The organism is Micromonospora sp. M71_S20, from assembly GCF_003664255.1.
In the GTDB taxonomy this organism is placed as follows: domain Bacteria; phylum Actinomycetota; class Actinomycetes; order Mycobacteriales; family Micromonosporaceae; genus Micromonospora.
This window is the reverse complement of sequence record NZ_RCCV01000004.1, coordinates 209071-234471: the sequence shown is the minus strand read 5'-3', so window position 1 is coordinate 234471 and position 25401 is coordinate 209071. Positions and strand designations below refer to the sequence as shown.

Here is a 25401-nt window from a genome sequence, read left to right as displayed (position 1 = left end):
TGGTTCCCGTCCGGTGGCGGCTGATGTGGTCAGTAGGGGCGGATCTGCGGCCAGGTGATCTCGATACCGTCGCTTTCTAGGTTGCGCTGGAAGTCGACGACGCTGCCGGGCGACCCCGTGACCTGCTGCGGTTCGAGTCGATTGGCCAGGCAGAAGGCCGCGAGAGCGCCGGCGGCCTCTCCCGCCGCCCACTCGACCGGGTGCAGCCGGTAGCAGCCGTTGGTGATGTGGGTGGTGCCGATGTTCTTCGCCGCGGCGAGCAGGTTGCGGACCCGTTGCGGAACCAGCGAACGCAGCGGGATCTGGAACGGCCAGGCGGGGACGTCGATGTAGTTGTCGCCGCCGGTGGAGGGGTGCAGGTCGATGCGGTACGAACCGACACCGACCGAGTCGGGATAGGCGACCGCGCCAGCCTCGCCCCGGGCCGACATTGCCAGATCCTGTTCGACCACCCGGTACTGGGCGAGGATCCGACGGGACTCGCGGTGGTACGGGGCCATCGCCAGGCCGTCGGCGGTGCCCATGACGTCGGGCCGCAGCCGCAGTCCGGGCCAGCCGGTGCCGCCGTCGGGGCGAGGGGCTTCGGTCTGCATCCAGAACAGCAGGCTCAGGCTCTGCTGGCGGGCTGCGGCCAGGTGCCCGTCCGCCTCGTCGGCCGGCACCTCGAACAGCGGACCGCCGACGTAGTCGATCAGCGGCCAGTTGACCATGGAGATGTCGCTGGCGTACGCGCCGGGCCGGAAGTGGTTGCGGGCGAGGATGCGGCGGAACGTCCACAGCTCGTCGGCGCCGGGGTCGCGGCTCTGGTCTGCGATGATCGTGCCGGGGCGGTCGTCGGGGTTGGGAGCGAACTCGTAGGTCCGCGGTGCGCGGGTGTGCGGGTGCGGGGCGGTCCAGCCGAGCTGCGGGCCGGGCCAGTAGTCCGGCCGGAAGTCACGCCAGTACGCGTAGTCGGCGGGTTTGTCGATGGTGTGGTTTTGGCCGGCGAGGTGCTCGACGGCGAAGCAGACCGACACTGCCTGGATGTTCATCGGCTGGGCCTGCCGCGGGGCGCTGGGCTCGCCGGTGTCCGCCTGCGACTCGAACCCGGTGACGTACTCGGTCCCGGTCAGCGGAAGCATCTCACCGGTCTCGGTGGCGTCCAGCACGTACCGGCTGGTGATAACGCGTTCGTCGCCGGTCTGCAGGTCGCGCAGCACGACGGCGGTGACCCGGTCGCCGTCGGTCTGCGCCGCGACCGGTCGGTGGTGGCGCAGCACGGTGAGCCGGCCGGCGCTGATCCAGGGCGTCAGCATGGCGTCGAGGACCGCGGCGCCGACGGCCGGTTCGGCGCACAGCCGGCTGACGCGGCCGCCGCCAGGATTGAGGTAAGGGTCGCGGGCCGACTCGGCGCGTAGCGGGTACCAGCGCCGGTAGTGCTCGCGAATGCCGTCGCGCAGCGCGCGGTAGCTGGCGCTGGACCCGAACGACTCGATCCACGGGTGCTCGTCCGGCGGCACCGCCTGCGTGGTGAGCTGCCCGCCGAGCCAGCCGTACTCTTCGCTGAGCAGGACGGACGCGCCTCGGCGCAGTGCGGCCAGGGCGCCGGCGACGCCGCCGAGACCTCCGCCCACCACCAGGACGTCTACGTGGGAGTCGGTCATGTCATTCCTTTCAGGCTCACTGCGGGCGCGGGGCCGCTGGTGCGGCCGGGCACGAACGTGCAGCGAAGGACAGCGGTGTGCGGTTTCGCGTTGCGGGGGTCGTTGATTTGCTTAAGCAGCAGGCGGACCGCCCTGGACCCCATGCCGCGGCGGGGGATCTGGAAGCAGGTCAGGTCGGCGGCCTCCGGGATGCCGCCCGGCGGGTCGTTCAGCACCGCGAGCGAGCAGTCGGCCGGCACCCGCAGGCCCAACTCGCCCAGGATGGCCCGGACCCGCAGCGCCGCAGCTGGTTCGTGGACGACGAAGGCGGTGGCACCGGCGGCCAGCAGCCGGCGCACGTCGTCGGTGCCCGGCCCGGCGTCGTCGATCGGGCAGTCCAGGCCGGTGCCGTCGAGGCCGTGGCGCGCGGACGCCTCCCGCAGGCCACTGTCCCGGTCCGCGGAGTACTCGCCTGGCGTGCGCGGGCCCAGCTGGGCGAGCCGCCGGTGCCCGAGTTTCACCAGGTGGTCCACGACCCGGCCGGTGGCTGCTGCGTAGTCGGCCGCGACGTAGCTGATTCTGCCGCCGGGGATCTCGCGCCGCCCGACGTAGGTGAACGGGTAGCGGTCGTCGCGCAGCTGGACCAGTTCGTCGCGGTCGGCGTTCTTGCCCAGCAGCACGCAGCCGTCGGCCAGGCCGAGCCGGCTGGTGTGCCCCCGGAAGATGGACCTGCGACCGTCGGCGGTGGTGGCGCTGGTGAACAGCACGAGGTCGTAGCCCTGCGCCTCGGCTTCGGCTTCGATCCCGACGAGGAACGGGTAGTAGAAGTCGTGGTGGTCCATCGGGAACATCGACTCGAACGTGTAGACGCCGATTAGACGGTTGGCGCCACCGGCGAGGCTGCGGGCCGACGGGTTGGCGACGTAGCCCAGCTCACGCGCGGCTGCCAGGACCCGGTCCCGGGTCTGGTCCGGAATCGCCGGGCCGTCGGTGCGGCCGTTGACCACATACGACACGGTCGCCTGTGAGACGCCGGCGAGCCGGGCGATGTCGGCCTGGCGGGGTCTGCGCCATGAGTTGTCAGCCATCGTGTTCCTCCGCCGTGTCCAGTTCGAAGTCCACTTCGAACGATCGCCCCCACGGTAGGTCGACGCTGCCGGGACGTAGCCGGCAGGCACCGGCCAGGCCGGGTAGCTCGGCCAGCCGCTCGGCAAGCAGCGCCTCGACGGCGAGCATGGTGCCGTCGGGCTCGGCCGACAGCGCCGACGGGTGCGTGGTCGCGGTGGGGCGCAGCAGCGCCCGGCCCTGCGTCTGGTATGCCCAGTCGTCGAGGAACCGGCGGGTCAGCACCCGCCTGCGGGCGATGCCGGGTACGTCCGCACCGGTCATCGTCGCGCAGCCCTGGGCCAGCGCGCTGCCGATGCTGTTGCCGGCGGTGTTCCAGCCCGCGTATCCGGCCAGCCGGTCGAGCGGCAGCCTGGCGCGCAGCGCCTCGACCAGGGCCGGGTCTGACCCGTTCGCGTCAGCGACGTCGGCGACGACTACCCGGTGGCCGTGTCCGACCAGCTCGGCAACCTGGTCGGCGAGTGCCTGGGCGGCGGCCCTGCGGTCCTGTGCCGCGGCCTGCCCGGCGCTCGGGTGGAACCAGTCGCGCTCTGGCAGGCCGGGCGGGTGCACCGCGACGACGAGGTCAGCCTCGTCCACCGAGCAGGCCCGACGCAGGCCCGACGCGTCCAACTGGGCCGCGATGGTCTGCCCCACCGGCACGTCCTCATACGCGGCGATCCGGTCCAGGCCGCCGTCGACCGCGCACAGCACCAGCGCGGTGGGCGCCGGTCGGCCCGCGGCGCCCAGCACGGCCCGGCCCAGCAGCACCGAGCCGACCTCGTCGGCGCCTGGATAGCACAGCGCCCGGTCGGCGATGCCATAGCGGCCGATCCACGCCTGCAGCCATTCCCGCTCGCTCGTCGACATCGACTCGGCGGTGGTGTCCTCGGGGGTGATGGCCAGCAGGTCGATGATGCCGTCGGCGGTCATCGACAGCGCGTGCAGCTGCAGCTGGTGCAGCTGCACGCGGCGGCGGACCAGATCGGTGATCAGTTTGGCGGGGATCGCCGCGCGGGCGTCGGCGACCTGGTCCGGCCGGCCGTGCTCGGCCCGGTAGAGCTCGCGGGATAGGTCGCCGAAGTGGCGACCGTGGTCGGCCCAGTAGGCGGGCTCCGCGCCGGCGTCATTGCGGGCCTTGGTCCGCATCAGCACCGCGTGGGCGTAGATCCGCAGGTCCGGACGGGTGTCGCGCAGCCGGTGCAGGACCTGCAGGCGGGGCAGCCAGTCGGCCATCGTCTCGGTGGTCCGGCGCGAGGGCACATATCCCCCGTGGACGAGCTGGTTGAGGCTGACCACGACGGCATCGCTGCGGCCGGCGGTCTGCTCGAGCCATCCGACCAGTGCGGGCAGGTCCCCGGCCGCGCCCCGGCGTCCGAGCATCTCCCGGGGAGGCAGGAGCACGGTGGCGCCTGACAGCTGTCCCAGCTCGGCGACCTGCCGGTAGGTGACTGGCCGGTCGTCCAGCGGCAGCACGGCCACGACGCCGCTCAACCCTTCACCCCGCCTGCGGCCAGGCCCTGGACGAAGTGCCGCTGCCCGGCGACGAACACCACGAGGACCGGCACGGTGGCCAGGATCGTGGCGGCCATCAGCGGGCCGTACTGCACGACACCGCTGGCCGAGTAGGTGCTTAGCGCCAGCGGGACGGTCTGCATGTCGGGGCTGGCGACGACGACCAGCGGCCACAGGAAATCCTCCCAGGCCCCGGTGAAGGACAGCACCGCGATGGTGGCCAGGATGGGCCGGGCGATCGGCAGGTAGATGCTGGCGAAGATGCGCAGCTCGGAGGCGCCGTCCAGCCGGCCGGCCTCGGCCATCTCCTCGGGCAGGCCCAGGAAGTACTGCCTGGCCAGGAAGATGTTCAGCGGCTGGACCAGCAGTGGCAGGGCCAGCCCGGCATAGGTGTTGAGCAGGCCGGAGCCGCCTTCGCCGAACAGGTCGTTGCCGCCGGCCATAGGCCAGCGCTGGACCAGCAGGAACAGTGGGATCATCTGGACCACGGCGGGGACCATCGCGGCCCCGAGTACGGCCCCGAACATTGCCCGGGAGCCGCGGAAGTCCAGCCGGGCGAACGCGTATCCGGCAGCCACTGCCACGATCACATTGCTGAGCACGGTGATCACGCCGACGGTCAGGCTGTTGGTCAGAGCCACCGGGATGTTCGTGGTCTCCCAGACGTAGCGGAAGTTGTCGAGGGTCGGCCGCTGCGGCAGCAGCCGGGGCGGGTAGCTGAAGATCTCGGTGGGGTCGCGGAAGGCCAGCGAGATCAGCCAGAAGAACGGCAGGCCGACGAGTGCGGCCACCAGGCCGACGGCGGCGGTCCGCCGCCAGCGCCAGGCGCGACGACCGGTCATGATTTCCCCGTCCGAGTGAGCAGGCGGACGTTGACATAGGCCAACGCGAAGATCAGGCAGAACAGCACGAACGCCATCGAGCTGGCATGGCCGAGCTGGAAGTTCTGGAACGCCTCGCGGTAGACGAGCATGTTCACCACGGTGGTCGAGCCCAGCGGGCCGCCGGAGGTGAGCACATAGATCTCCGAGAACGACTGAGCCAGGTAGATCAGGTCCATCACCACGACATATAGGGTGATCGGCGCGAGCAGCGGCAGAGTCACGTGCCGGAACGAGTGCCAGCGGCCGGCGCCGTCCACGGCGGCGCTCTCGAGCAGTTCCTTGGGGATGGTCTGCAGACCCGCCAAGAAAATGATCATGCTACCGCCGAGGGCTTTCCAGGCCCGCATCACGATCAACGAGCCGAGCGCGGTCTCCTCGGTGTTGAGGAAGTCGACCGGTGGCAGCCCGACCAGATCGAGGGCGTAGTTGAAGAACCCGTCCCGGGAGTAGAGCCACAGCCAGATCATGCTGACGGCGATCAGCGGCACCACCCGCGGCAGGTACATCACCCCGCGGAACAGGGTCACTCCGGGGAACCGGCCGTTGACCAGCATGGCCAGACCCAGCGACGCCGGGATGGTGAGCACCAGGACGCCGACGGCGTAGACGATCGTGGTCAGCAGCGCGCGCCAGAACTCGGCCGAGCCGAGAACGGCACGGTATCCGTCGAAGCCGTGGAACTGCGGGCCGGTCGTCTCGACCGGGTTGTAGGAGGTGAGGCTGAGATAGAAGCCGTACCCGATGGGCACCGCGGCGACGATGAGCAGGACCAGCACCGCCGGAGTGACCAGCATCCAGCCGGCGCGGCGCTGACCGCGCCGGACCGGGCTCACCCGTCGTGCCGAGGGCCGGCCGGCGGCCCGGCGCTCATCGCGCCGGGCCGGCTCAGCGGCCCGCTTCTGGTCGTTCCGGTCGTTCATGCCTTCGGCACGGATTCCGGTCGATGCGGGAGTCATCAGGTCAGCCCTTGAGCACCTTCTCGGCCGCGGCGGCCGCCTCGTCCAGCGCCGCCTGCGGCGCCAAGGGGGTACGGAAGGCCTTCTCGACGCTCGCGCCGAGCGCATCGCGAAGCTGCGTCCACTTCGGGTGCACCGGGTTGCCCCGGAAAGCCGCCGCCGAGGTCATGTAGGGGGCGAGGTAGGGCAGCGCCGCCAGCTCGGGGTCCTTGGCCAGCGAGCCGCGGGCCGGAATGCCGCCGACGGCCATCGTGTACTTCTTGAGGTTCTCCGCCTCCAGCAAGAAGGAGATGAACTCCCAGGCCCGGTCCTGCTGCTTGGAGCCGGCGCTGACGAACATGCCGTTGCCCGCACCGCCGAACGACGCGGCGGCCTTGGGGCCGGTCGTCGCGGGGGCGACCGCGATGTTCTTGGCCACCTCCGGCGCCTGCTCGTAGATGGTCTTGAGGGTGGCATCGTCGATCAGGGCCATGGCGGCCCGGCCGGTGACCAGCGGATGCTGGGCTCCGGTATTGGTGGTCTTCTCTCCCACGCCGGTCGCGACGGCGTCGCCGCCCTGGTACAAGCCCGTGGCGAAGGACAGTGCCGACGCGGCCTCAGGCGAGTTCCAGGTGACCGCGGCGCCGTCAGGGCCCAGGAAGGCGCCGCCGGCCTGGTAGAGGAAGCTCGCGAAGGACTGGGTCATGCTGGTCGGGTTGTCGGTGGCCAGCAGCAGGCCCGAGCGGGTGATTTTGCCACCGTCGCGGACGGTCAGCTTCTGCGCGGCGGAGCGCAGTTCGTCCCAGGTCGTCGGCGGCTTCGCCGGGTCGAGGCCCGCCGCCGTCATCAGATCCGTGCGGTAGGCGATCAGGTAGCCGAATCCGCGCAGCGGCATCACGTACTGCTTGCCGTCGACCTTGCCGTCGGCGAGGAAGGTCAGGTCCGCAGCCCCGCCGGGCAGGCCCGCGACCCGCTCGTCGAGCGGCGCGACCCGCCCCGCCTTGGCGAAGCCGGCGGCTGCGGCGTTGCCGTGGCCGAACACGTCCGGTGCGGTGTTGCCGGCGAAGGCGGTGGACAGCCGGGTCGACAGGTTCCCCCAGTCCACGAACTCGACCTGGACGTCGACGCCGGGGTGCTTGGCCTCGAACGCCGGCACCAGCTCGTCGTTGACCAGCGCGATCTCGCTGCTCAGATTGCCGGGGAACCACACTCGTAGCGTCGAGGCGTCATTCCCGGCGGAGGGGATGGCGCCGTTGCCGCAGGCGCTCAACGCCAGCGACAGCACGGCACCGGCGCACAGGGCGCTCCACTGCCTTCTTCTCATGGTCTCTACTCTGTTCTCTCAGGGGGTGGGGGAACACTGCTGCCAAGGACCGGGAACCGGATCAGGGGCCGGTCGGGTACTGCAGGTAGACGCGGATGTTGGTCCAGTTGTTCACCGGCGAGGTCGGCGGCTCGGTGGTCCCGGTCAGCGACGGGCTCTGCTGCCAGGTGGCGCCGTAGTCGTAGGACACGACGAACCGGGTCGAGCCGGCCAGCCAGTCCTTGTTGTACGAGGTCCGGACGTACATCCCGAACAGCGGCGCGACCGCCTCCCAGCCGGGGTTCACCGACAGCTGGCCGTCGATCAGGTACCGCTCGTCGGCCAGCTGCGCCGACGTGGCTCCGACAGGTCCGACGACCATCCACTGGGCGCGGCCGATGAACGGCTCCTGGCCGAGCACGTAGCCGAGGTACTTCGCGTGATTGGCGGGAACGATCTGCAGCCCGCCGCGCTGGTCGAAATCGGTGGTGTAGCCGACCCGGGGCGAGGTGGACAGCGTCAGCGCGCCGGGATGGTTGGTGTCAATCTGCCCGACCGCGGCGAACTCCGTGCCCCCGAAACGTCCTGAGCCGCGGACCCGCTGCAGCACGTCGGCCACGTGCCGCACCACGCCGCCCGGGTAGGCGACCAGCACCCGGCCGTTGGCCGGATTGGTCCGCCCGCCGACCGTGTCGCCGGCCGACCAGTTCTCCAGCTCCAGGTAGCCGGGCGTACCGTACGCCGAGACCGGCTTGTACACCGTGTACCGGATCTTGGCCGGCACGGCGGCGTTCGGGTTCGCGGCGAAGTGTTCGGCCAACGGCCGCCACTGCGACCTGGCCGTGTCCCACCAGGTCACCGGCGATCCCACCGGCGGCGCCGTGGCCCCACCGAAGATCTTGATCCCGCCGGGGATGTCGGTGTAGATCGTGTCCGCCTGCCAGTTACCCTGATCGGCCTCCAGGAACTGGTCCGGCCGCAGGTTGACCAGCCGGGCGGTGAAGGCCCGCTGGTTGAGCGGGTCGTACGCCTGGTCCGGCCCGACCCGCAGGCGCAGGACGTAGACCGAGGTCGCCAGGACGTGACTGAGGGAGCCGTCGACCGCCCGGGAGTACTTCGACGCCCAGAATCCGTCGTTGGCCGCCACGGTGGTGGTGGCCGCCCGCTCGACCCCGCCCATCCGGGTGCGGACGCCACTCTCGGCCACATGCGTGATCGCGCCGCCGGCGACGTTCTCGATCTCGATGCTGAACTGGCGCTCGATCGACACGTCGTTCTCGGCCGCGGCCTGCGGTGGGATCGCCGTGCCGAGTACGTTGTTGATCCCGCGATCGCCGGGCGGGTCGATCAAGGTGCTGGCTGAGGCGGCACTGCTGAGCAGGACCGATCCCAGCACTCCAGCAACTGCCGCCGCCCGGAAGGGCGTGATCTTGAACAAGATGCCATCCTAAGTTATGCGGATAACTCCAGGGGAAATGCTTCAAGAGCCTCTAGTGATGCGCATAAGCATGGTCGCGATGCTGGGGTCCGCTGTCAAGATTTCGACCCGAGGTTGCCTGGATGTATCCGCTAGTTCACTGAGCGCAGTGGACAGGGTGTGGCGAAGGTGGACTACTACGCCCAGAACCGCCCAACCGCCTCCCACGAAGAGGCAAGATCACTGGTAGCGAGAGTGGGTTCAACACCCCCGTAGCGGCGGTCGCGCCGAGCACGATGCGTGCGACCGGCGCTGACGCCCCCGTTCACCACCAGGGTGACCGAGCCTGCCACCGTCCACGACCGGCCGGCCGCCCGCACTTGCACATCCGCCTGCCCGGCTGGCCGACCCCACGCCCCACCGAGTCGAATCACCGCCCTGACGTTCGTCCACCGGTGCGAATGGGCCACACGGGCATCAAATTGACGAGGTTGGGTTGTCGCACTGACGCCGTCCAGAGGCAGGACGGCTGCAAGACCGGGTCGTGACCACCATCGAGGCCAAGTTCCCGGCCGCCGCCGAGCACCTCGCCGACGCCCGCGACGACCTGCTCGCCTTCACCGGCTTCCCCCGCGAGATCTGGCGCCAGATCTGGTCGAACTGTGAGGATCTTGCAGTGCCGCCTGGTGGTCGGGGTCTGACCCGTGGTCTAACTGGCCGAAGTGCCTATGGATTGATCTGTCGACCACCGGCCCCAGGCGGTGCTTGCTCGCGCCGGCCCGGACGGACATGTCCCGATAGGGGCCTTGCCGCACAAGGCACCGTCACAGTTCTGACTGCCCGCCCGGCCCGGCGCCGGCCAACGACCCGCATCGGCTCGAAGGAATCGCGTGACCACGAACAGCATGACCAACCTCGACGAAGACCGCCAGCAACACCCTGAAACGATCATCCTCGGCGTCGACACGCACAAAGACATCCACGCCGCCGCGATCCTCAGCAGCACCGGCGCGCTGCTCGCCAACGCCACCTTCGCCACCACGACGACCGGCTATCGCAACCTGCTGACCTGGGCAAAGTCGTTTGGTGAACTTCACCGAGCCGGCGTCGAAGGCACCGGCTCCTACGGGGCCGGGCTAACTCGCTACCTGCGATCCGGAGGGCTCGCCGTCTGCGAGGTGAACCGGCCAGACCGCACCAGCCGCAGGCGCAAAGGCAAAACCGACGCGTTCGACGCCGAAGCCGCCGCCCGATCCGTCATCTCAGGCGAGGCGACAACGATTCCCAAGAGCGCCGACGGCCCCGTCGAGATCCCGCCCCGATTGCCGCCTAACATCAAACGGGATCCTGCGATGGCCGTCTCCTACACCACCAGCGCGGACGTGACCCGGCTCGCAAACAGACACCCCGCCCTGCGGCTGAAGGTTTCGCTGCCAGTCGCCGGTCAGGTCGCCGGCCCGCCCCCGTCGGCCTGGACCGTGCCAGCATCATCGTCAAGGCGCGGGCCGCTCAGTTTGGCAGCCGGGACCAATCTCAATCCCGAGGGGTGAGCCACTCGCACCAGCCGCCGCATGCGGTGCGGGGCCGGCGCCCCACCCCTGCGGCGCCGGCCCCTTCCTACGCGCCGTCGACGAGCCGCCCCAACGGGGAAGGGCGCTTCTTGTCGACGGCGCATCCCCTCGCCGTGATCATCGATCGACGGCGTCGATGGTGACGGCCACGGTCTCGCCGAAGGGCTGGCGGGGTCAGCCAGCCGGCGGGCTGAGTCGTCGAGGCTGCACGTCTTGTGGGCTGGCGCGTTGCGCCGCCGGTGGCCAGATAGTTCAACGTCGAGGTGCGGCGGGCGGTGTCCGCCAGGGCGGCGAAGGTCAGGTCGTCGGGCTGCCCGGTCATCCCGAGGGCGGCCGACAGGCCCAGCAGCAGGGTGATCGCGAAGGCGACGGCGGGGCCCCGTCCCGGAGGACGCCGGATCGCCTCAAGGGTCGCCCGCCTGCGCCGGTCGACGTCCCGCCGAGGTCCGCAGGGTGCTCCCTCATGCCCGCGCCTTCCGTTCCGTCCGTCCCGTTCGAGGTTCTTCGCTCCGGCGTCGCGGCGTTGTCCCGAACGCGGGTCGTGCCCGAACCGTGGCCGACGCTGGCCGCGTACCACCGGGGCCTGGACACCGCGCGGCGCGGGCCAGGTGCGGTCGGTGCGACAGCGGGTACCCGCGCCGGGTGAAGCCGGACGACGACGCCGTGGACGTCGAGGAGCCGCTCGCCGTCGGCGTGCCGGCGGCGCCGCACGACGCCAGCGGCGAGCGGGTGGCGACCCGCGACCTGGCCGGGCTGGCACCGCCCGCGCGCCCGGCCCGGCGCTGGACGCCCCGCCGGGTGGCCGTCACCCCGGCGGCACTCGACCACCCGCACGGACGCCGGATCGTCGACCGAGTCGAGGCGCTCGGCATCGAGGTCGAGCGGTTGCGCGCCAACCCCAACCTTCTTCATCAACGGCGCCAAATACACCGACCAGGCCACTTACGACGGGCTGAAGGCGGCGATCGACAGGTCACTGGCACCATGACCCAGGAGTTGACCGAACAGCCCCCAGCCGACGAGGTCGACACCGATGGGAAGGCTGGACTGACAGACCGCCTGATCGGGTGGGTTCTGACCATCGGCGGGCTCGTCGGCGCTCTCGCGGCGTTCGTCCTGAGCGTCGAAAAGATGGCCCTGCTCGAAAACCCGGCCTACATACCGAGCTGCTCCATCAACCCCGTCCTGTCCTGCGGCTCCATCATGACCACCAGCCAGGCCGAGGTGTTCGGGTTCGCCAACCCGCTCATCGGCCTGGCCACATTCCCGTCGTGACCGCCACCGGCGCCGCCGTACTGGGCCGAGCCCGGCTGCCCCGCTGGTGGTGGCTCGCCCTCTAGGGCCTGTGTCGAAGTCGGTCACAGCCACTCGCTGATCGCGGCGATGTGCACGGTGGCTTCGTAACGCACGGCGAGCTTGTCGAAGCGGGTGGCCACGGCGCGGTTGCGTTTGAGCCGGTTGATGCCGCATTCCACGGCGTGACGCTGCTTGTACCGCTCGGGGTCGAAGGCCGGTGGCCGGCCGCCCTTGGACCCCTTCTTGCGCCGGTTGGCGTCCTGATCGGCCTTCGACGGGATGGTGGCCTTGATTCCGCGTCGGCGCAGGTAACGGCGGTTGGCCCGGGACGTGTACGCCTTGTCGGCCAAGACCCGATCCGGGCAGGTACGCGGCCGACCACCACCCGGGCGGGGCACCCGGATGCCGTCGAGCACCGTCACGAACTGGGGACTGTCCCCGCGTTGCCCGGCGGTCAGCACGATCGACAACGGCTTCTGCCCCTGCTCACAGGCCAGGTGCAGCTTCGTCGTCAGCCCACCCCGCGACCGCCCGAGCGCATGATCAGCCGGCTCCACCGACACCCCACCCGGCGGCTCCACCTGCAGATCCCCCTTTTACGCGCCCCAGCAGCATGCTGATGCGCCCGAGCAACCGACGAGTCCACCGACACGCCCCACGTCACCCGCCCGGCCGCATCAGCCAGAGCCTGCAACGCGGTCAGGATCCTCGCCCACGTCCCGTCGCGCTGCCAGCGGCGGAACACCGCGTACGCCGCCGACCATGACCCGTAGCACTCCGGTATGTCCCGCCACGGCGCGCCCACCCGGATCCGCCACCTGATCCCATCAATGAGCTGCCGTTTCGTCCATGTCGGCGGCCGACCGGACCTGCGTCCCACGGGCAGCAACAGCTCCAGCGCCGCCCAATGCACGTCGGTCAGGTCGTGCCGCCTCGTCACCGCTACAGTGGCCACGAGGTCTCCGTGCTGATGGTCTTCTTCGTCGATGAACCATCTACCGGAGACCTCGCTACTTATCGATCACCGCCACGCCGAAACTTCCTCACCCCGGCATCCTCCGCCGACTTCGACACAGGCCCTAGGCCGGCACAGTGTTCGGCGTCGGATTCGTGCACTGGTTGTTCTTCCAAAGCCTCTACCGCATTGGCGCACTCTGCCCGTACTGCATGATCGTCTGGGTCGTGATGATCGTGCTGTTCACCTACACCACCCTGCACAACCTCGATCGCGGCCACCTGCCCGCACCCCGCAAGTTCACCGACGCCCTGGTACGCGTGCACAGCGCCATACCGACACTCTGGCTGCTCATCTTCGCCATCCTGATCGGCGTGCAATTCTGGAGCTACTGGCGAACCCTCGTTTAACCGGACAACGCCGGGCTAACTTATTCCGAGCGGCACGAGCCGGTCAGGCTTCATCCACCGCGACGACGCCATCCGGCACGCCCTGCGTAACGGAAAGCGACCGCTACGCCCGGGCATCCGGTACACCAACCGGCAAGGGCCGAGCCGGTCGCAGAGCGCCTGGCAAGCCCTCCAGCGCCGAAGAATCCACCCCAACCTGGCGAAACGAAACCGCCTAATCGGACCAACCTCACCAAGCGAGATCAGATGCCCTCTTAGGCCCGGCGCTCCTCAAACCATGATGGTGCGGCCGGCGGTTCGTCGGCACCCCGAGAGGGTTTTGGCCACGCCGCTCCGGAGCCTTGCACAGCAACCAGCGGGTGCTGCTCACCGCAAAGTGCGCTGAGCGCTTTTGCTACCTCATATATATCCGCTTTAACGTAGGTCGTTGTTGTCCCCGCAGCAGACCTACCGTCGTGCCCTGCGTAGGCGCGTGCGATGCCGTATCCGAAGTTGCGCTCCACCCAGGTAAGAGTCGTATGACGAAGCCAATGAGTGCTGACCTGCTGCGTAGCAACCCACGGCAAGGACTTGCCCAATCGTTGCCAGATGTAGTCCCCAACCGCTCGGCCGCATCTTGGGCCTCACCATCGACGACATCGACACCACCGGCTCCGACGTCCTGCTCCGGTTGGGTGACCCGCCGACGCCGGTTCCCGCACCCGTCGCCGAACTGCTGTTGGCGCTACGTGACCAGCGCACCAACATGCGCACCGCCACGAACCGCAACGCCCGCTGGCTGTTCCCCGGCCGCCGCGCCGGCCAACCGTTGACCACCCGCACGATCGCCCCGCTCATCCGTGACCTCGGCGTCCCCACCATTCCCGGACGCCTGGCCGCACTGCACCAACTTGTCCTCCAAGCCCCGGCACCGGTCATCGCCCAGGCCCTCGGCTTCCACCACACCACCACCCAACGGCACCACGCCGCCGCCGGCGGAACCTGGAACCGATACGCGCCAACGGCAGCTGGTCAGGCCAACGGCTGGTGAGCATGGTCGAAGCAGACGGATAGCGATCAATTACCGTGCCACCATGCAGCGACTGGCGTTGTTCGACCTGGATAACACACTCATCGATCGCCAGGCAGCGTTCCGCGCATGGGCTGAAGAGTTCGTGACCGATCGCGGGCTTGACGATGAAGCCCTGACCTGGCTGATCGCCACCGACGCACACATGCCAGGCCCCAGAGGCCCCTTCTTCACCGCAGTCCGCGACGCATTCGCTCTCACGCAAGCCGCTGAGAATCTCTGGCAGCAGTACCGCCAGCGCATGCCCGAGCTGGTCTCTTGCAGAGTTGAGGACCTCAACGCGCTCCAACAACTGCGCTCGGCAGGCTGGCGCATCGGGATCGTGACCAACGGCATGACCGACAACCAGCAGGGAAAGATCCGCCGCACGGGGTTGGACGCGCTCGTTGACGCCTGGTGCATCTCCGGCGAGGTAGGCATCCGCAAGCCTGACCCAAAAATCTTTCAGATCATCGCTCAACGCTGCGGAGCCTCCACGCAGCACGGTGGATGGATGGTCGGCGACGACCTGACACTCGACATCGCCGGCGGTCACGGCGCCGGCCTACACACGATCTGGTTGCAAGCGACCCAGACACCTCAGGAGTTCGTGGGCCCCGGCCCGACTTCACCACAGCCACCGTGACCGACGCCGTCCAGATCCTCCTCACGCAGGAGCACCTCCCGCCTGACGCTGCAGGCACACCTCGATGATCACTGCGCGTGACGATCAAGACTGAACTCGGCCGAATACGCGACAGTCCGATTACCGCATCCTGCCAATCGGGCGGGCCTCACCGGTCGGGCGGCGCGCGAAGTTCACGGTGATCTCGCCCAGCAGCGGCGACCGTAAGCCTGACCTGTGCCGTGCGACCTGCGGCCCCGGGCAGTGACGCCCGAGGCCGCAGGTGATGCTCAACCGAACCACTGCCTCAACTGGTCCTCGGAGGTGGGGTTGTTCAGGACTCGGTCGATGGTCGGCACGGCCGGCTGCTCCATGACGCTGTCGACGATGGTGAAGCGCGTCGGCATGACCTCGCGCTTCTTCCAACGGGCGCCGAAGTCGCTGATCCTGCCGTTCCCGCTGTCGCGATGAGGATCGTTGACGCGGTCCACCAGCCCGTAGGTGTGCAGGTCCCGGGCCCTGCGCCAGGTGTTGTCCTTCAAGCCGAAATGGCCGCGGTGCTTCTGCACCACGAAGACGCTGGAGGCATTGTGGGCGTTGGGGAAGGACGCGCGCCGCGCCGAAAGGGCGAGGAACGTGGCGATCTCGATGTTGGTCAGCGCGAACACCCACAGGCTGGTAAAGAAGTGCCGCGAGACGTACAGGCCGGCCGTCGGCACGGTGTACTTGGGCCGGTTGACCGGGGTACTGGCCTCGGACAGCAGCGTGATCCGGTCGAGGTCACGCCGGCCGCGGCTCTTGTCCGGGCCGATGTCCACCAGGTGCTGCTTGTAGAGCACGCACAGCGCGTCTTTGATCTGCCGACCCCGCAGCGCGGCGGCATTCCGGTATTCGGAGCTCGTGTCGGAGAGCACCACCTTCTGCCAGCTCTTGATCGGCGCGTGCGCCTCCACGTCCTCGAACGTGCGGCCGATGCGGACCCGGTCCTCGGGGCCGTACCGGCACTGCGCGTCGAAGAGCATGAACAGCTCCAGGCGAAGCGGCAGCCCTCTGGCCGGGACCAGCCGGGGAAGAACCGGTCCATGATCGGTGTCGGGCTGCTGCATCAGAAACGGCGGCCGGATCAAGATCCAATCGGGGCGGCGCCCCGGGGTCTTGCCGTCGCGATTGCCGCCGTACTGCCAGAGGTGCTCCAGGTTCTGCCGGACCTCCTCGTGCAGCGGGGTGCTCCCCTTGGGTCCGTCGCAGGCGCTGAGCAGCCGGTCGTTGATGGCCGCCCGGGGCGGCCCGGCGGCAGCGGCGAGACGAGGTTCACCGCTTGCCCCGCAGCGCACCGACGTACCGGGTGAGCTGGACGACGACATCGATGCAGTGGCGGCGAGTCCGCGGGTGGCGGGCTGCCAGTGCCAGGACCGCCACCAGGACGACGCCGAGCGATACCACCACACTGGGAAGGGCGACCAGCAGGACGGCAGCAACCCACCCGTGCTGGTCATCGAGGCCAAGCATGTGCCATTTTCCGATCGGTATGGGCTCCCGTCCGCCGTCCAACTTCCTACGGTCGATGGCGGGCGGGAGGCCCTCTCCGGCCTGCCGAGCAGCAGCGCCAGGTGCAACACTGACGGATCCCGTGCAGGTTGTCTCGTTGCCGATCTTGGGCACCGTGTGCCCGCTGACCGCACCAGAACCGCGCAACGGATTCGTAGCGGTTGTGGTGCGGTCAGCGGGTAGAGGCGAACGCGTACACAAGTCCACGGGCCACCGGCCAGCCCTCGACCTGCCAGCCCTCGGGCATCGGCTTCTGCCGATCTCCGCCCCTACCGGGTCACCCCTCCCCCACGATGCGAAGGTGAGTGTTGTTCAGACGCGGCGTGGACGGTGAGCCCGGCGCGGCGCCGGGCTGGAGCGGCCGCCGGGGTGCTGTGGCGGCCGGTCGCGCCGATGCTCGCAGTGTCGGTCGACGCCGTGCCGAAGGGCCCGGACCTGGTGTACGAGCCGAAGTGGGACGGCTGGAGGGCGATCGCCTTCCGGGAGGCCGACGGCGTGTATCTGCAGTCCCGCGCCGGCCGGAACCTCACCCCCTATTTCCCGGACATCACCCGCGCCGTCCGGGCCCTGCCGCCAGGAGTGGTGCTCGACGGTGAGCTGGTGGTGTGGGAGCGCGGGCGTACGAACTTTGCGCTGCTTCAGCGGCGGGTCACCGCTGGCCGCGGGGTCCTGCAGTTGGCGGCTCGGCACCCGGCGTACTACGTGTTGTTCGATCTCCTCGCCGACGCTGGCGGGCAACTGCTGCTGGACACTCCGCTCGTCGAGCGGCGGGCCGAGCTGGCGTGCCTGCTCGCCGGCGCGCCAGCGCAGCTCACCCTCACCCCGCAGACCGACGACATGGCCGAGGTCGGCCAGTGGCTGACCACGTGGACGGCAGCGGGCATCGAGGGCGTCGTGATCAAGCGGCGCGGAGGCCGGTATATGCCCGGCCGCCGTGGCTGGGGCAAGTTCCGCACCCGGGTCACCACCGAGGCGATCGTCGGCGGCGTGACCGGCGGCATCAGCAACCCCGACACGGTGCTCCTCGGCCGTTTCGACCGGCGCGGCCGGCTGCGGTACACCGGCCGCACGCACCCGCTCGGCACGCCGCAGCGCTTGGAGCTGGCGACGCTGCTCTCGCCGCTGATCCTCCCGCACCGGCACGCGGTCGGGCACCCGTGGCCTGATCCGCTGCCCGCGTCATGGTCCGGGCAGTTCGACCGGCCGGAGCCGCTGCGATACGTGCAGGTGCAGCCGACCGTGGTGGCGGACATCGAGGTCGACACGTCATTCGAACACCAGCGATGGCGACACCGCGTCCGGTACGCCCGACCCAGACCAGACCTGTCGGTGTACGACGTGCCGCTGCTCCTCGGCGAGGAAGAGAATCCGTTCACCATGCCGTAGCGCCCAGGACGCGACCTCCGTGCGGCGGCCTACCGGCTGGGCCTCGCCGTAACTTCCGGACCAAAAACAACCCCAACCCTGCTCAAGGGCCCTGCACGAACGCCTGAGCCGGGGGATAGCTATCCCGTCTTTGACCAGCACTGGAGTTGTTTCTGGCCCGGAAGCTACCGGCAGGCCAGAGGAGCACCCTCATCGTGCCTGATCCCGGAGATCCCACCTACCTCGGCGTCGCGTACGCCAGCACCTACGAGCCGCGCTGCCCGTACGGCCCCGCGACGACATCGGCCACTGAGGGCCGGCGGAGCGCATTCAGGGTTGGCAGATTGGGGCGGCGGCGCCGGAGGGCCCCGACCCGACGTACGCGGCGGCCCGACCCGCGGTCCCCACAGGGGCCGACGGGCCGGGCCGCCGCGCGGCTCACGCCGCGCGCAGGGCGTTGCGCCGCATCCAGCCGATGCCGTCGCTGGCGCAGCTGCAACTCACCGACACGTACCACTCCAGCTCGCTGGTGTTGTAGTGCTCCATGCAGTAACCGCCACCGACCCGATCGCCGGCGTTCTTGACCTTCAGGGCCGGGTCCATCCGGGTCGGCTGCTCGTACACACCCGCCGACGGCCAGGTGACCACCCACTCGCAGGTGGCCGCAGCCCGGAAGCCGCTCCGCTGCTCCGCGTCGACCCCGGTCGGGGCGGCGCTGGCGGGGGTGGCGACTGCCAACAGTCCCGTGAGGACTCCGGCGAACCCGAGCATGGCGATTCCCTTACGCATCCTTCGTATCCCCTCGTCAACGAATTCGTGCCAGTCGATAGCTTATGGTGTCGACGCCGTATGCGCTGGGTGAGATCCGGCGCTGCACGGCTCCGGCTGCGCTGGACCTGGTCCTACGACGACGGCCCCTGGGCGACCGGCTACGCCTCCCCCCACGCCCCCGAGGCGGTGGCCCGATGACTCGCCGCCTCTTCGCCACCTACGTCACCGGCGAGTACCGCCCTCGATGTCGTCACCGACCCCGAGCCCGACAGCCCCCAGGGCCTCGCCGTAGCTTCCGGACCAAAAACAACCTCAACCCTGCTCAAGGGCCCTGCACAAACACCTGAGCCGGGGGATAGCTATCCCGCCTTTGACCAGCACTGGAGTTGTTTCTGGCCCGGAAGCTACCGGCAGGCCCTGAAGGCAAACGTCATCCCGCTTCAGTTCCAGGCCGTCGTCGATCTCGGCCTCGTCGAGCTCGCGACGCAGTTCGATCGCCTCATCGGCGCGGCCCAGACCGTCCAAGACGTCAGCCAGAGTGTGGTGTGCCGACCACAGGTCGTCGCTGAACGCCTGCGGTGACTGTTCGACCAGGCGCTGGTACAGGTCGATCGCCTCCTGGATCGCGATAAGCGCTCCGGGCAGGCTGCGGTCGATCTCGACGCAGATCCAGGCATACCCCCACAACGACCTGGCGAGGGCGGGCAGGTGAGCGGCCGCGTTCGCCTCGGCCAACCGCCGGTAGATGGTGACGGCTTCCTCGGCCGGTGCGACGGCGTCGTCCCGACGGCCCAGCTCGGACAGGCGACCCGCCGCTGCTGAGCATCCTCGACGAAGCCGCCAACATCTGCCGCCTCCGACAGTTACCCAACCTCTACTCGTACTACGGCTCCCACGGCCTGCCCATCATCACGATCCTGCAGTCCTACCCCCAGGGCGTCGACGTGTGGGGACGCGAGGGCATGCGCAAACTCTGGTCCGCGGCGAACGTCCGCACCTACGGCGGCGGCGTCGCCGACCCCGACTGGCTCGAAGAGCTCTCCAAGCTCATCGGCGACCACGACGTCACGACCAGGTCGACGAGCAGCAGCGGATCCGGATGGGGCCAGCGGTCCGTCTCGCACGCCACCCGCCGCCAGCGCATCCTCGACGTCTCCGACCTACACGCCCTACCCCGCGGCCGGATGGTCGTCTACGCCTCCGGCGCCCCGCCCGCGCTCGCCCGCACCGCCCCCTGGCAGACCGGCCCGCACGCCGAGGCGATCCGCGCCTCGATCGCCCGCTGGGACCCCCACGGCTGCACCGACTGGACCCTCACCCCCGACGACGCCCCGCCGGAGCCGACCCCATGACCCTGCCCCAGCCCGGACCGGCCGGCGACCCGGTCGCCGACCTCAGCGCCCTGCTCGGCCAACTCGCCGGCGACCCGGACGTGACGCCGCCGGCCGCCACACCGCCAGCCGGCGACGACGCTGCACCGGAGCCGGCCTACCGCAACGTCGAGGCGTTCGTCGGGGATGACCTCGCCCACGTCGTCGAACGACGCCTCGCCACCGGGCCGACCTCGGGGGTGAACTGGTGCCCTCGCTGGTGGGCGCACCCGGAGGCGATCTCCCGCCTGTACGCACTGTGGCGAGCCTGGGAAACGCTACGGGTCAGCGACCCACAGACCGGCATGAGCATCTGGTGGCGCGACCACCTCGACCCGCACCTCGCCGCGCTGGCCGCCGAGTACGGGCCGTTCAGCCGGTGCAGCCCGGACAAGCACACCGAACCCCGGCCCCTGCCCGTCGAGCCGGCGCCGCCAGAGGTGCTCGCGCAGCTCCCCGACGCCGACAGCCTCTGATTCCGTGGGCATCGCCCGTAACGCGGGCGCTCCGCAGCGAGCTTGACGAAAACGCCGGATCGAGACAGCTCCCAAGAGCTTCCCGGTGTTACTCGCGCCGGAGGTCTTCGCTGCTGGTTCTGAGCAGGGTGCCGACGTAGACAACCGCGGTGAGCAGCACGACGGCGGTTGCGGTGAGGCCAACCTGTATGAGCAGGATCTCCCCGAACCGGCGCGTGGTGACCCCGGTGATCTCGATAGCGACATGGACGGCACCCGCGGTCGCCGCCATCGCCAATGCCGCCGAGATGGCCAGGGGGAGGGCCACTTCTGCCATGTCGGCTGCGGCTTCTGTCCGGCGGGGCACTCCGACGATCCGTAGGGCCGCAGTGAGCCGGCGGCGTTCGATCAGCCGGTCGACGGCGACGACGACGAGTGCGGCGAGGCACAGCAGGAGGGTGATGGCCATCAGCGCGCCGATGATCACGGTGACGGTGGCACCTCCGAGACCCTGCGTGGTGCCGAGGAAGCCCTGAACGTTGGATGCGGGAGCTTGTGTGGCGAGGATCTGGCGGGCCCGTTCCAGCACGGGTGGTTCGTTGTGCAGGAGAACGGTGGTGGTCTGCGCTGCGGTGCAGGTCGCAGCGGTGGTGATGAGCAGTTGGTACGGCCGGTCGGCGTACAGCTTCGGGGTCAGCTCAAGCTTGTCGGCGGGAGCCACGACGGTCCGCGCCGCAGGACAGTTGGTTTCCGCGGCCGGCGTCAGGCGCAGGGTGGTGCCCGCCGGGAGTTGCGGCTCGCCGGCGAAGTCGGGCGAGTTGATGTGCAACCGGTAGACGCGCTCAGGAACGCATGCCTCCGCGCCGTCGAACAGTCCGCGGACGTCGGCGCAGGAGGCGATCATGACGTCGGCCCGCTTCTCGGCAGCCAATTCCGCCGAGGCGTATACGTATTGGGAGGCGCCGCGTATGCCCGGGGTGGCGCGCAGAGCGTCGAGCGCGGTGGGGTTCACGGCGCCGTCGAGGGTGAGCTTGAGCTGGGTTGGCGCGGACGGTGTGGCCAACGACTCGGCGAGGCGGACGTGCTCCGCGGCGCCGAGGCCGATTCCTGCGGCGAAGAGGGTGACACCTACCGTCGCGACGAGGCGGGCCGCAGCGCCGTCTGAGGCCAGGGCGCGCCGCCCGGCGATACGCAGCGCTGGCGGGAGACCGGGACGCAGGTTGAGGCGCTGCCACATGGTCTGCACGAGCAGCGGCGTGGCCAGCGGCAGTCCCACGGCTGTCAGGACGAGGCCGGCGGCGAAGGCCAACAGTGCCCAGAAGGCCCTCGTGGCGGGCAGTGCCGCTGCGCCGGCTAGGAGGGCGACTCCGCAGGTGATGGGCGCGATCCGCAGCAGCGCCGGCCGTCGGCTGGCCGCGTTGCGGAAGGTGTGGAGTGGATTGCCGCGCAGGCGGGCGAACGCGCCGGTGGCCACGGCAACGGCAAACAGCGGCAGCCCCACTGCGGTCAACGCGACAGTCAACGGCGACAGCGCGAGATCGTCGGCGAACCAGCGCAGGTGACCAAGACTCACCTGTTCGGTTCCGCCGCGAGCGGACAGCCAGCCGGCGATCCCGATCGCGGCGCCGACGGCCGCCACCGCCCCGGTCTCGACGGCGTTGACCACCTGCGTCTGGCGGGCGTCGGCCCCGAGCAGGCGAAGAGCGGCCAGCCGTCGTTCCCGGGTGGCCGCCGACAACCGTGCCGACGCCGCCAGGAAGATGCCTAGAGGTACGAACACGAACACGGCCATGCCGACCGGCACGAGCACAGCCGGCCGCAGCACCTCCTCGACAGCCCCAGTCCATGAAGCGCCCCGATGCCTGATCTGCGTACCGATCCGTTCGACGCACTGCGTCCCGCCCGCCCGATCCGCTTCGGCGGCGGGCACGCCGACGTAGGCCAACAGCTCGTCGGGCGCAACCAAGCCCGCGGCGTCAACGAGGCCGACGACACGCTGCGGGAACCTCGCGGCAGCGCGCGCGTCGTCGCCGATGAGCTCTGCCAGGGCGGGTGACACCACGATCTCACCGGCCGCTGGCCAAGCCAGCATGCCGGGTGGCCGAGGCGACTGCGCGGTGGTGTTCCACACGGCGACACGGCGTAATGGGCGGGAGCCGATGCTGTCCTCGACGGTGCGTAGCTTGAGACATCCCGCCGTGCCGGCTGACGTCGCCAGGACGGGCTCTCGATTACCGATGCGGCCGTCTTGCCGCTCGGCGACACCCGGAGCGGCGAGGGTGGCCAGGAGCACGAACGCGCCGAAGGCGACCGCTGCTGCCTGCAGCACCAGGCGGACCAGTCCAGCGGGGCCGCCGCCGCGGCACAGCCGCAACCCCAAGCGCACGAACGGGAGGTAGCTCATGCTTGCAGCACGCCGTCTCGCATTGTCAGGACCCGGTCGGCCGTTGCGGCGACCTCGGCGGCGTGGGTGACCAGGATGAGCGCGCTGCCGCCAGCGCGAGCCAGGTCGAGCAGCGCTGACAGCGACTGCGCGGCTGAGCGGGAGTCCAGCGCGCCGGTCGGTTCGTCAGCGAAGACAACACTCGGCTGGTGCACGAGCGCCCGCGCGATGGCGGCCCGCTGGGCTTGCCCACCGGACACCCGCGACGGCGTGCGATTCCGCTCGCCGTCGAGGCCGAGGCGAGCCAGCAGTCCGTCCGCGGTCGCGCGGGCCTTGCGGGCGGATACGCCGGTCAGGCGCAACGGCAGCTCCACGTTCTCGGCCAGCGTCAGTTCCGGTATCAGGTCGCCGAACTGCATCACGAAGCCGCACTGGCGCAGCCGCAAACCGGCTCGTGCGCGGTCACTGACCGCGCCGAGGTCGACGCCGTTGAGGTGCACCGACCCCTTGTCCGGACTTAACACTCCCGCGAGCAGGAACAGCAGAGTGGATTTGCCCGAGCCGGACGGGCCCGTGATCGCGACAACCTCGCCCCTGGCCACACGCACGCTGGCCTCGCGCACGGCGACCGTCTGGCCGACCGTGTAGGTCAAGCCGTCGCTCGAGACGACGTCAGCGCCCACACCGATGCCCATCCAGAAGACCACCCCCGAAGTTGCTCACGACGCCGAGGATGCCAGCCATACGAATCTATGGCCAGCACCCTCGCCGCGCGTCGCTGTGATCGATCAGAGACAGTTGCTGGCGAGCTTGTAGCTCTCCGCCTCATTGTCGAAGGCGCGCTCCGGCCCCAACTCCGCGACATATTCGCCAGCGTTTAGGCAAATTCGCGTGCCGGTGTAGCCGTCGTTGTCGAAAATCGTCAGCTTCTGACCGGTGCGGTTCCAGGCCGAACTGATCTCGTTGTCGCCGTCCCATCCGGGGATCTCGAACGTCGTCTGCGTGGAGTGCACGTACCGGTTACCAGCCTTGAACGGGTCCTCCCACATGCACACACGACCATCGTCGCAGGCGGTGGTCTCGGTGAACGGCTGCACCGGAGCCGCTGCGGCGGGAGCGGCCAACGCCAGCGACATCACCACACCAGCACCAACAGAATAGAGTGATCGTTTCACTCGACTCTCCCTCGTCTTGGCATTTGCTTCGATGAGTGTCGGCCGACCTCGACGACGCTACTTAGGCGGCAACGTAGCGTCAATGACTATTCACGTCGGGTAATCCGAGTCGGGCACCGCAGCTAAGATGATCAATTGTTTTGGCGGAGAATATGTGCGCCTATTGAGGGACATTCCTACAGGTTCCAAGGCACACAAGGCCGCAGCCGAAATCAGATCCTGCAACTTCCGCCAGCGTCATCGGTCGCGACGGAGCGACCTGCGCGCAGTTTCCACCCCTGCACGGCCTCGCGGTGGCGCTGCTCGTCGGCGCCGGCGGTGCGGTCAACGCGGCACGATGGTCAGGGCGCTACCCCCCTCACAGCCGTCTGAGAAATGAGGGCCCCAGGCCAACGACGAAGATTCAGAACCCGCTCTGACCAGGCGAACTGGCGCTCGTGGAACAGGCGATGTCACCGGTCCGCGGTAAGGGCGCTTCCAGCCGGACTATCCCGGCGACCGGCGACGTCGGGGGGCTTTCCGTCGTAGTCGCAGGCGAGCGCGGTCAGCCTGCCGTGCCGATGTCGCCGCTGACCACCGGTGGAGTGCACCTATTCGATCCCTGCGCTATTCGCTGATCATGAGCGCGAGGCCGCCCTTCGCCTTCGGAGCAGGGCCGATGGCCGTAGGCTGCAATCGTTGGCCGGATGAGCAGGGCAGCCATCCAAGCTGGCAGGTAGCGAGCTCACGAGGTAGCCGCCGCCTGCGGCCGGCCGGTTCAGCTCCCCGGCCCGCCGATCACCTCGCCATCGGGCCGCCACTCCCCGTGCAGACCCTCGCGTGTCGGTGCTCTCTGCGATGCTTCCTTCACGTTTGGTGTTGAGGGTGAAGGGTGGTGGCGCGGCGGTGATGGGTCGGTCTCACGCGTTGTCCGGGGCAGTGGTCTGGTTGGGCAGCTGCGCGTTGGCGGCGGGCCTGGGGGCGCGGCCAGCGGTGGGAACGGTGGTGGTCGGCGCGGCTGTCACCGCGGGCGGGGCGTTGCTGCCGGACGTCGATCATCCCGGGTCGGTTATTGCCCGGTCGTTGGGTCCGGTGACCCGGCTAATCGCCCGGGGAACGGCGGCGGGAGCGGCGGCGCTGCGGACGGCGTCCTGCCGCTGCTGTACGGGCCGGGGCGGGCACCGGGCAGTCACGCACACCCTGCTGTTCGCGGTGGCCGCCGGCCTGCTGGTGTCGCTGCTGTGCTGGCTCGGTGGGGACATCGCCGCAGCGGTCGTCGCCGGGCTGGCCACGGCGCTGGCCACGCGCGGGGCGCTGCGCAAGCGCACCCGTGGGGCGTACGGAGCGGCGGCGGCCGGGCTGTTCGTCGGGTTGATGGCCGCAGCGCTGCCTGGGCCGGTCGCAGGGTGGTGGTGGGTGGGCCTGCCACTGGGACTGGGCTGCCTGGTCCACTCCCTCGGCGACGCGCTGACCTTCACCCGGGTGCCGCTACTGTGGCCGATCCGGATCCGGGGCTGCCGATGGGCGCCGCTGGGCATGTGGGCCCCGCTGCGCTTCCGCACCGGCTCTGCCGCCGAACTGCTGCTGATCGTGCCGGCCCTGATCCTGCTGGGCGCGGTCAGCGCGTGGACCCTGGTCACCTCGTAACGGGCCACCAATCCGACCGGCGA

General features: G+C 69.7%; 21 protein-coding genes and 4 pseudogenes. 11 read left to right on the top strand and 14 right to left on the bottom strand.

What is annotated here, in order from left to right; genetic code table 11:
* Positions 1-29: 29 nt before the first annotated feature.
* From DER29_RS30210 to DER29_RS30180, 7 genes are all read right to left on the bottom strand, one after another.
* Complete coding sequence (locus tag DER29_RS30210; protein ID WP_121401040.1) at positions 30-1643, bottom strand: FAD-dependent oxidoreductase; 1614 nt, start codon at positions 1641-1643, stop codon at positions 30-32.
* On the bottom strand, positions 1640-2710 hold the full coding sequence (locus DER29_RS30205) for a LacI family DNA-binding transcriptional regulator (protein ID WP_121401039.1): 1071 nt from the start codon (positions 2708-2710) through the stop codon (positions 1640-1642). The genes DER29_RS30210 and DER29_RS30205 overlap by 4 nt, the downstream gene beginning before the upstream one ends.
* Complete coding sequence (locus tag DER29_RS30200) at positions 2703-4220, bottom strand: DUF4127 family protein (protein ID WP_121401038.1); 1518 nt, start codon at positions 4218-4220, stop codon at positions 2703-2705. Before DER29_RS30200 ends, DER29_RS30205 begins: the two co-directional genes overlap by 8 nt.
* On the bottom strand, positions 4217-5083 hold the full coding sequence (locus tag DER29_RS30195; RefSeq protein WP_121401037.1) for a carbohydrate ABC transporter permease: 867 nt from the start codon (positions 5081-5083) through the stop codon (positions 4217-4219). The genes DER29_RS30200 and DER29_RS30195 overlap by 4 nt, the downstream gene beginning before the upstream one ends.
* Positions 5080-6045 carry a carbohydrate ABC transporter permease gene (locus DER29_RS30190; protein WP_158619106.1) on the bottom strand — a complete coding sequence of 322 codons (966 nt, stop codon included), beginning with the start codon at positions 6043-6045 and terminating at the stop codon, positions 5080-5082. Before DER29_RS30190 ends, DER29_RS30195 begins: the two co-directional genes overlap by 4 nt.
* Positions 6046-6085: 40 nt before the next feature.
* Positions 6086-7384 (bottom strand): extracellular solute-binding protein, encoded by a 1299-nt coding sequence (locus DER29_RS30185; protein ID WP_121401035.1) that lies wholly within the window; start codon positions 7382-7384, stop codon positions 6086-6088.
* A gap of 61 nt (positions 7385-7445) precedes the next feature.
* Positions 7446-8801, bottom strand: a complete 1356-nt coding sequence (locus DER29_RS30180) for a hypothetical protein (protein ID WP_148710140.1) — start codon at positions 8799-8801, stop codon at positions 7446-7448.
* Between the two features lie 514 nt (positions 8802-9315).
* Here DER29_RS30180 and DER29_RS35770 point away from each other — a divergent pair.
* The 4 genes and pseudogenes from DER29_RS35770 to DER29_RS30155 all read left to right on the top strand — a co-directional run.
* A pseudogene (locus DER29_RS35770) lies at positions 9316-9441 on the top strand (transposase); the annotation flags it as partial.
* Between the two features lie 229 nt (positions 9442-9670).
* Positions 9671-10330, top strand: coding sequence for a transposase (locus DER29_RS30170; protein ID WP_148710139.1), 660 nt, complete (start codon positions 9671-9673; stop codon positions 10328-10330).
* Between the two features lie 925 nt (positions 10331-11255).
* Positions 11256-11339: pseudogene (locus DER29_RS36405) on the top strand (disulfide bond formation protein DsbA); the annotation flags it as partial.
* Between the two features lie 59 nt (positions 11340-11398).
* A pseudogene (locus DER29_RS30155) lies at positions 11399-11688 on the top strand (vitamin K epoxide reductase family protein); the annotation flags it as partial.
* 21 nt (positions 11689-11709) lie between these two features.
* Here the strand turns inward: DER29_RS30155 and DER29_RS30150 are convergent.
* Positions 11710-12587, bottom strand: a protein-coding gene (locus tag DER29_RS30150; RefSeq protein ID WP_199729649.1) for an IS5 family transposase whose coding sequence is annotated in 2 segments (ribosomal slippage) — positions 11710-12194 and positions 12194-12587 — 879 coding nt in all. Because the reading frame shifts where the segments join, the coding sequence is not laid out codon by codon here.
* A 143-nt stretch (positions 12588-12730) separates the two neighbouring features.
* Between DER29_RS30150 and DER29_RS30145 the strand changes: the two are divergent.
* The 3 genes and pseudogenes from DER29_RS30145 to DER29_RS30130 form a co-directional block, all read left to right on the top strand.
* Positions 12731-13012, top strand: a pseudogene (locus tag DER29_RS30145) (vitamin K epoxide reductase family protein); the annotation flags it as partial.
* 616 nt (positions 13013-13628) lie between these two features.
* The gene (locus DER29_RS34355; RefSeq protein WP_158619105.1) at positions 13629-14042 is read left to right on the top strand and encodes a hypothetical protein; all 414 of its coding nucleotides are present in this window, start codon (positions 13629-13631) and stop codon (positions 14040-14042) included.
* Positions 14043-14085: 43 nt separating this feature from the next.
* Positions 14086-14706, top strand: a complete 621-nt coding sequence (locus DER29_RS30130) for an HAD family hydrolase (protein WP_233600257.1) — start codon at positions 14086-14088, stop codon at positions 14704-14706.
* Between the two features lie 269 nt (positions 14707-14975).
* Here the strand turns inward: DER29_RS30130 and DER29_RS30125 are convergent, their stop codons facing one another.
* On the bottom strand, positions 14976-16181 hold the full coding sequence (locus DER29_RS30125; RefSeq protein WP_148710138.1) for a hypothetical protein: 1206 nt from the start codon (positions 16179-16181) through the stop codon (positions 14976-14978).
* 445 nt (positions 16182-16626) lie between these two features.
* On the opposite strand from DER29_RS30125, the gene DER29_RS30115 reads away from it, so the two are divergent.
* Entirely contained in the window at positions 16627-17619 is a 993-nt protein-coding gene (locus tag DER29_RS30115) for an ATP-dependent DNA ligase (RefSeq protein ID WP_121401448.1), read from the top strand.
* Positions 17620-18036: 417 nt separating this feature from the next.
* Here DER29_RS30115 and DER29_RS30110 read toward each other — a convergent pair whose 3' ends face one another.
* The gene (locus DER29_RS30110) at positions 18037-18387 is read right to left on the bottom strand and encodes a glycosyltransferase (RefSeq protein WP_148710137.1); all 351 of its coding nucleotides are present in this window, start codon (positions 18385-18387) and stop codon (positions 18037-18039) included.
* Between the two features lie 294 nt (positions 18388-18681).
* Positions 18682-19104, bottom strand: coding sequence for a hypothetical protein (locus DER29_RS30105; protein WP_370040791.1), 423 nt, complete (start codon positions 19102-19104; stop codon positions 18682-18684).
* 32 nt (positions 19105-19136) lie between these two features.
* On the opposite strand from DER29_RS30105, the gene DER29_RS30100 reads away from it, so the two are divergent.
* Both DER29_RS30100 and DER29_RS30095 read left to right on the top strand, forming a co-directional pair.
* Positions 19137-19721 (top strand): TraG/TraD/VirD4 family protein, encoded by a 585-nt coding sequence (locus DER29_RS30100; protein WP_233600256.1) that lies wholly within the window; start codon positions 19137-19139, stop codon positions 19719-19721.
* Entirely contained in the window at positions 19718-20215 is a 498-nt protein-coding gene (locus tag DER29_RS30095; RefSeq protein WP_199729608.1) for a DUF4913 domain-containing protein, read from the top strand. Before DER29_RS30100 ends, DER29_RS30095 begins: the two co-directional genes overlap by 4 nt.
* A gap of 88 nt (positions 20216-20303) precedes the next feature.
* On the opposite strand, the gene DER29_RS30090 is transcribed toward DER29_RS30095, so the two are convergent.
* The 3 genes from DER29_RS30090 to DER29_RS30080 all read right to left on the bottom strand — a co-directional run bounded on the left by DER29_RS30090 (position 20304) and on the right by DER29_RS30080 (position 23752).
* Entirely contained in the window at positions 20304-22598 is a 2295-nt protein-coding gene (locus tag DER29_RS30090; protein ID WP_121401027.1) for an FtsX-like permease family protein, read from the bottom strand.
* Positions 22595-23284 carry an ATP-binding cassette domain-containing protein gene (locus DER29_RS30085; RefSeq protein WP_233600255.1) on the bottom strand — a complete coding sequence of 230 codons (690 nt, stop codon included), beginning with the start codon at positions 23282-23284 and terminating at the stop codon, positions 22595-22597. The genes DER29_RS30090 and DER29_RS30085 overlap by 4 nt, the downstream gene beginning before the upstream one ends.
* Positions 23285-23365: 81 nt before the next feature.
* Positions 23366-23752 (bottom strand): peptidase inhibitor family I36 protein, encoded by a 387-nt coding sequence (locus DER29_RS30080; RefSeq protein WP_148710136.1) that lies wholly within the window; start codon positions 23750-23752, stop codon positions 23366-23368.
* A gap of 837 nt (positions 23753-24589) precedes the next feature.
* Here DER29_RS30080 and DER29_RS30075 point away from each other — a divergent pair.
* Complete coding sequence (locus DER29_RS30075; protein ID WP_121401445.1) at positions 24590-25378, top strand: metal-dependent hydrolase; 789 nt, start codon at positions 24590-24592, stop codon at positions 25376-25378.
* Positions 25379-25401: the final 23 nt, after the last annotated feature.

Coding starts and splice junctions, on each gene's coding strand:
- DER29_RS30130 (WP_233600257.1), top strand. CDS start 14,086: ATGCAGCGACTGGCGTTGTTCGACCTGGATAACACACTCATCGATCGC.
- DER29_RS30210 (WP_121401040.1), bottom strand. CDS start 1,643: ATGACCGACTCCCACGTAGACGTCCTGGTGGTGGGCGGAGGTCTCGGC.
- DER29_RS30110 (WP_148710137.1), bottom strand. CDS start 18,387: ATGCGTAAGGGAATCGCCATGCTCGGGTTCGCCGGAGTCCTCACGGGA.
- DER29_RS30185 (WP_121401035.1), bottom strand. CDS start 7,384: ATGAGAAGAAGGCAGTGGAGCGCCCTGTGCGCCGGTGCCGTGCTGTCG.
- DER29_RS30095 (WP_199729608.1), top strand. CDS start 19,718: ATGACCCTGCCCCAGCCCGGACCGGCCGGCGACCCGGTCGCCGACCTC.
- DER29_RS30125 (WP_148710138.1), bottom strand. CDS start 16,181: ATGACCAGCACGGGTGGGTTGCTGCCGTCCTGCTGGTCGCCCTTCCCA.
- DER29_RS30115 (WP_121401448.1), top strand. CDS start 16,627: ATGCTCGCAGTGTCGGTCGACGCCGTGCCGAAGGGCCCGGACCTGGTG.
- DER29_RS30190 (WP_158619106.1), bottom strand. CDS start 6,045: ATGAACGACCGGAACGACCAGAAGCGGGCCGCTGAGCCGGCCCGGCGC.
- DER29_RS30090 (WP_121401027.1), bottom strand. CDS start 22,598: ATGAGCTACCTCCCGTTCGTGCGCTTGGGGTTGCGGCTGTGCCGCGGC.
- DER29_RS30075 (WP_121401445.1), top strand. CDS start 24,590: ATGCTTCCTTCACGTTTGGTGTTGAGGGTGAAGGGTGGTGGCGCGGCG.
- DER29_RS30195 (WP_121401037.1), bottom strand. CDS start 5,083: ATGACCGGTCGTCGCGCCTGGCGCTGGCGGCGGACCGCCGCCGTCGGC.
- DER29_RS30205 (WP_121401039.1), bottom strand. CDS start 2,710: ATGGCTGACAACTCATGGCGCAGACCCCGCCAGGCCGACATCGCCCGG.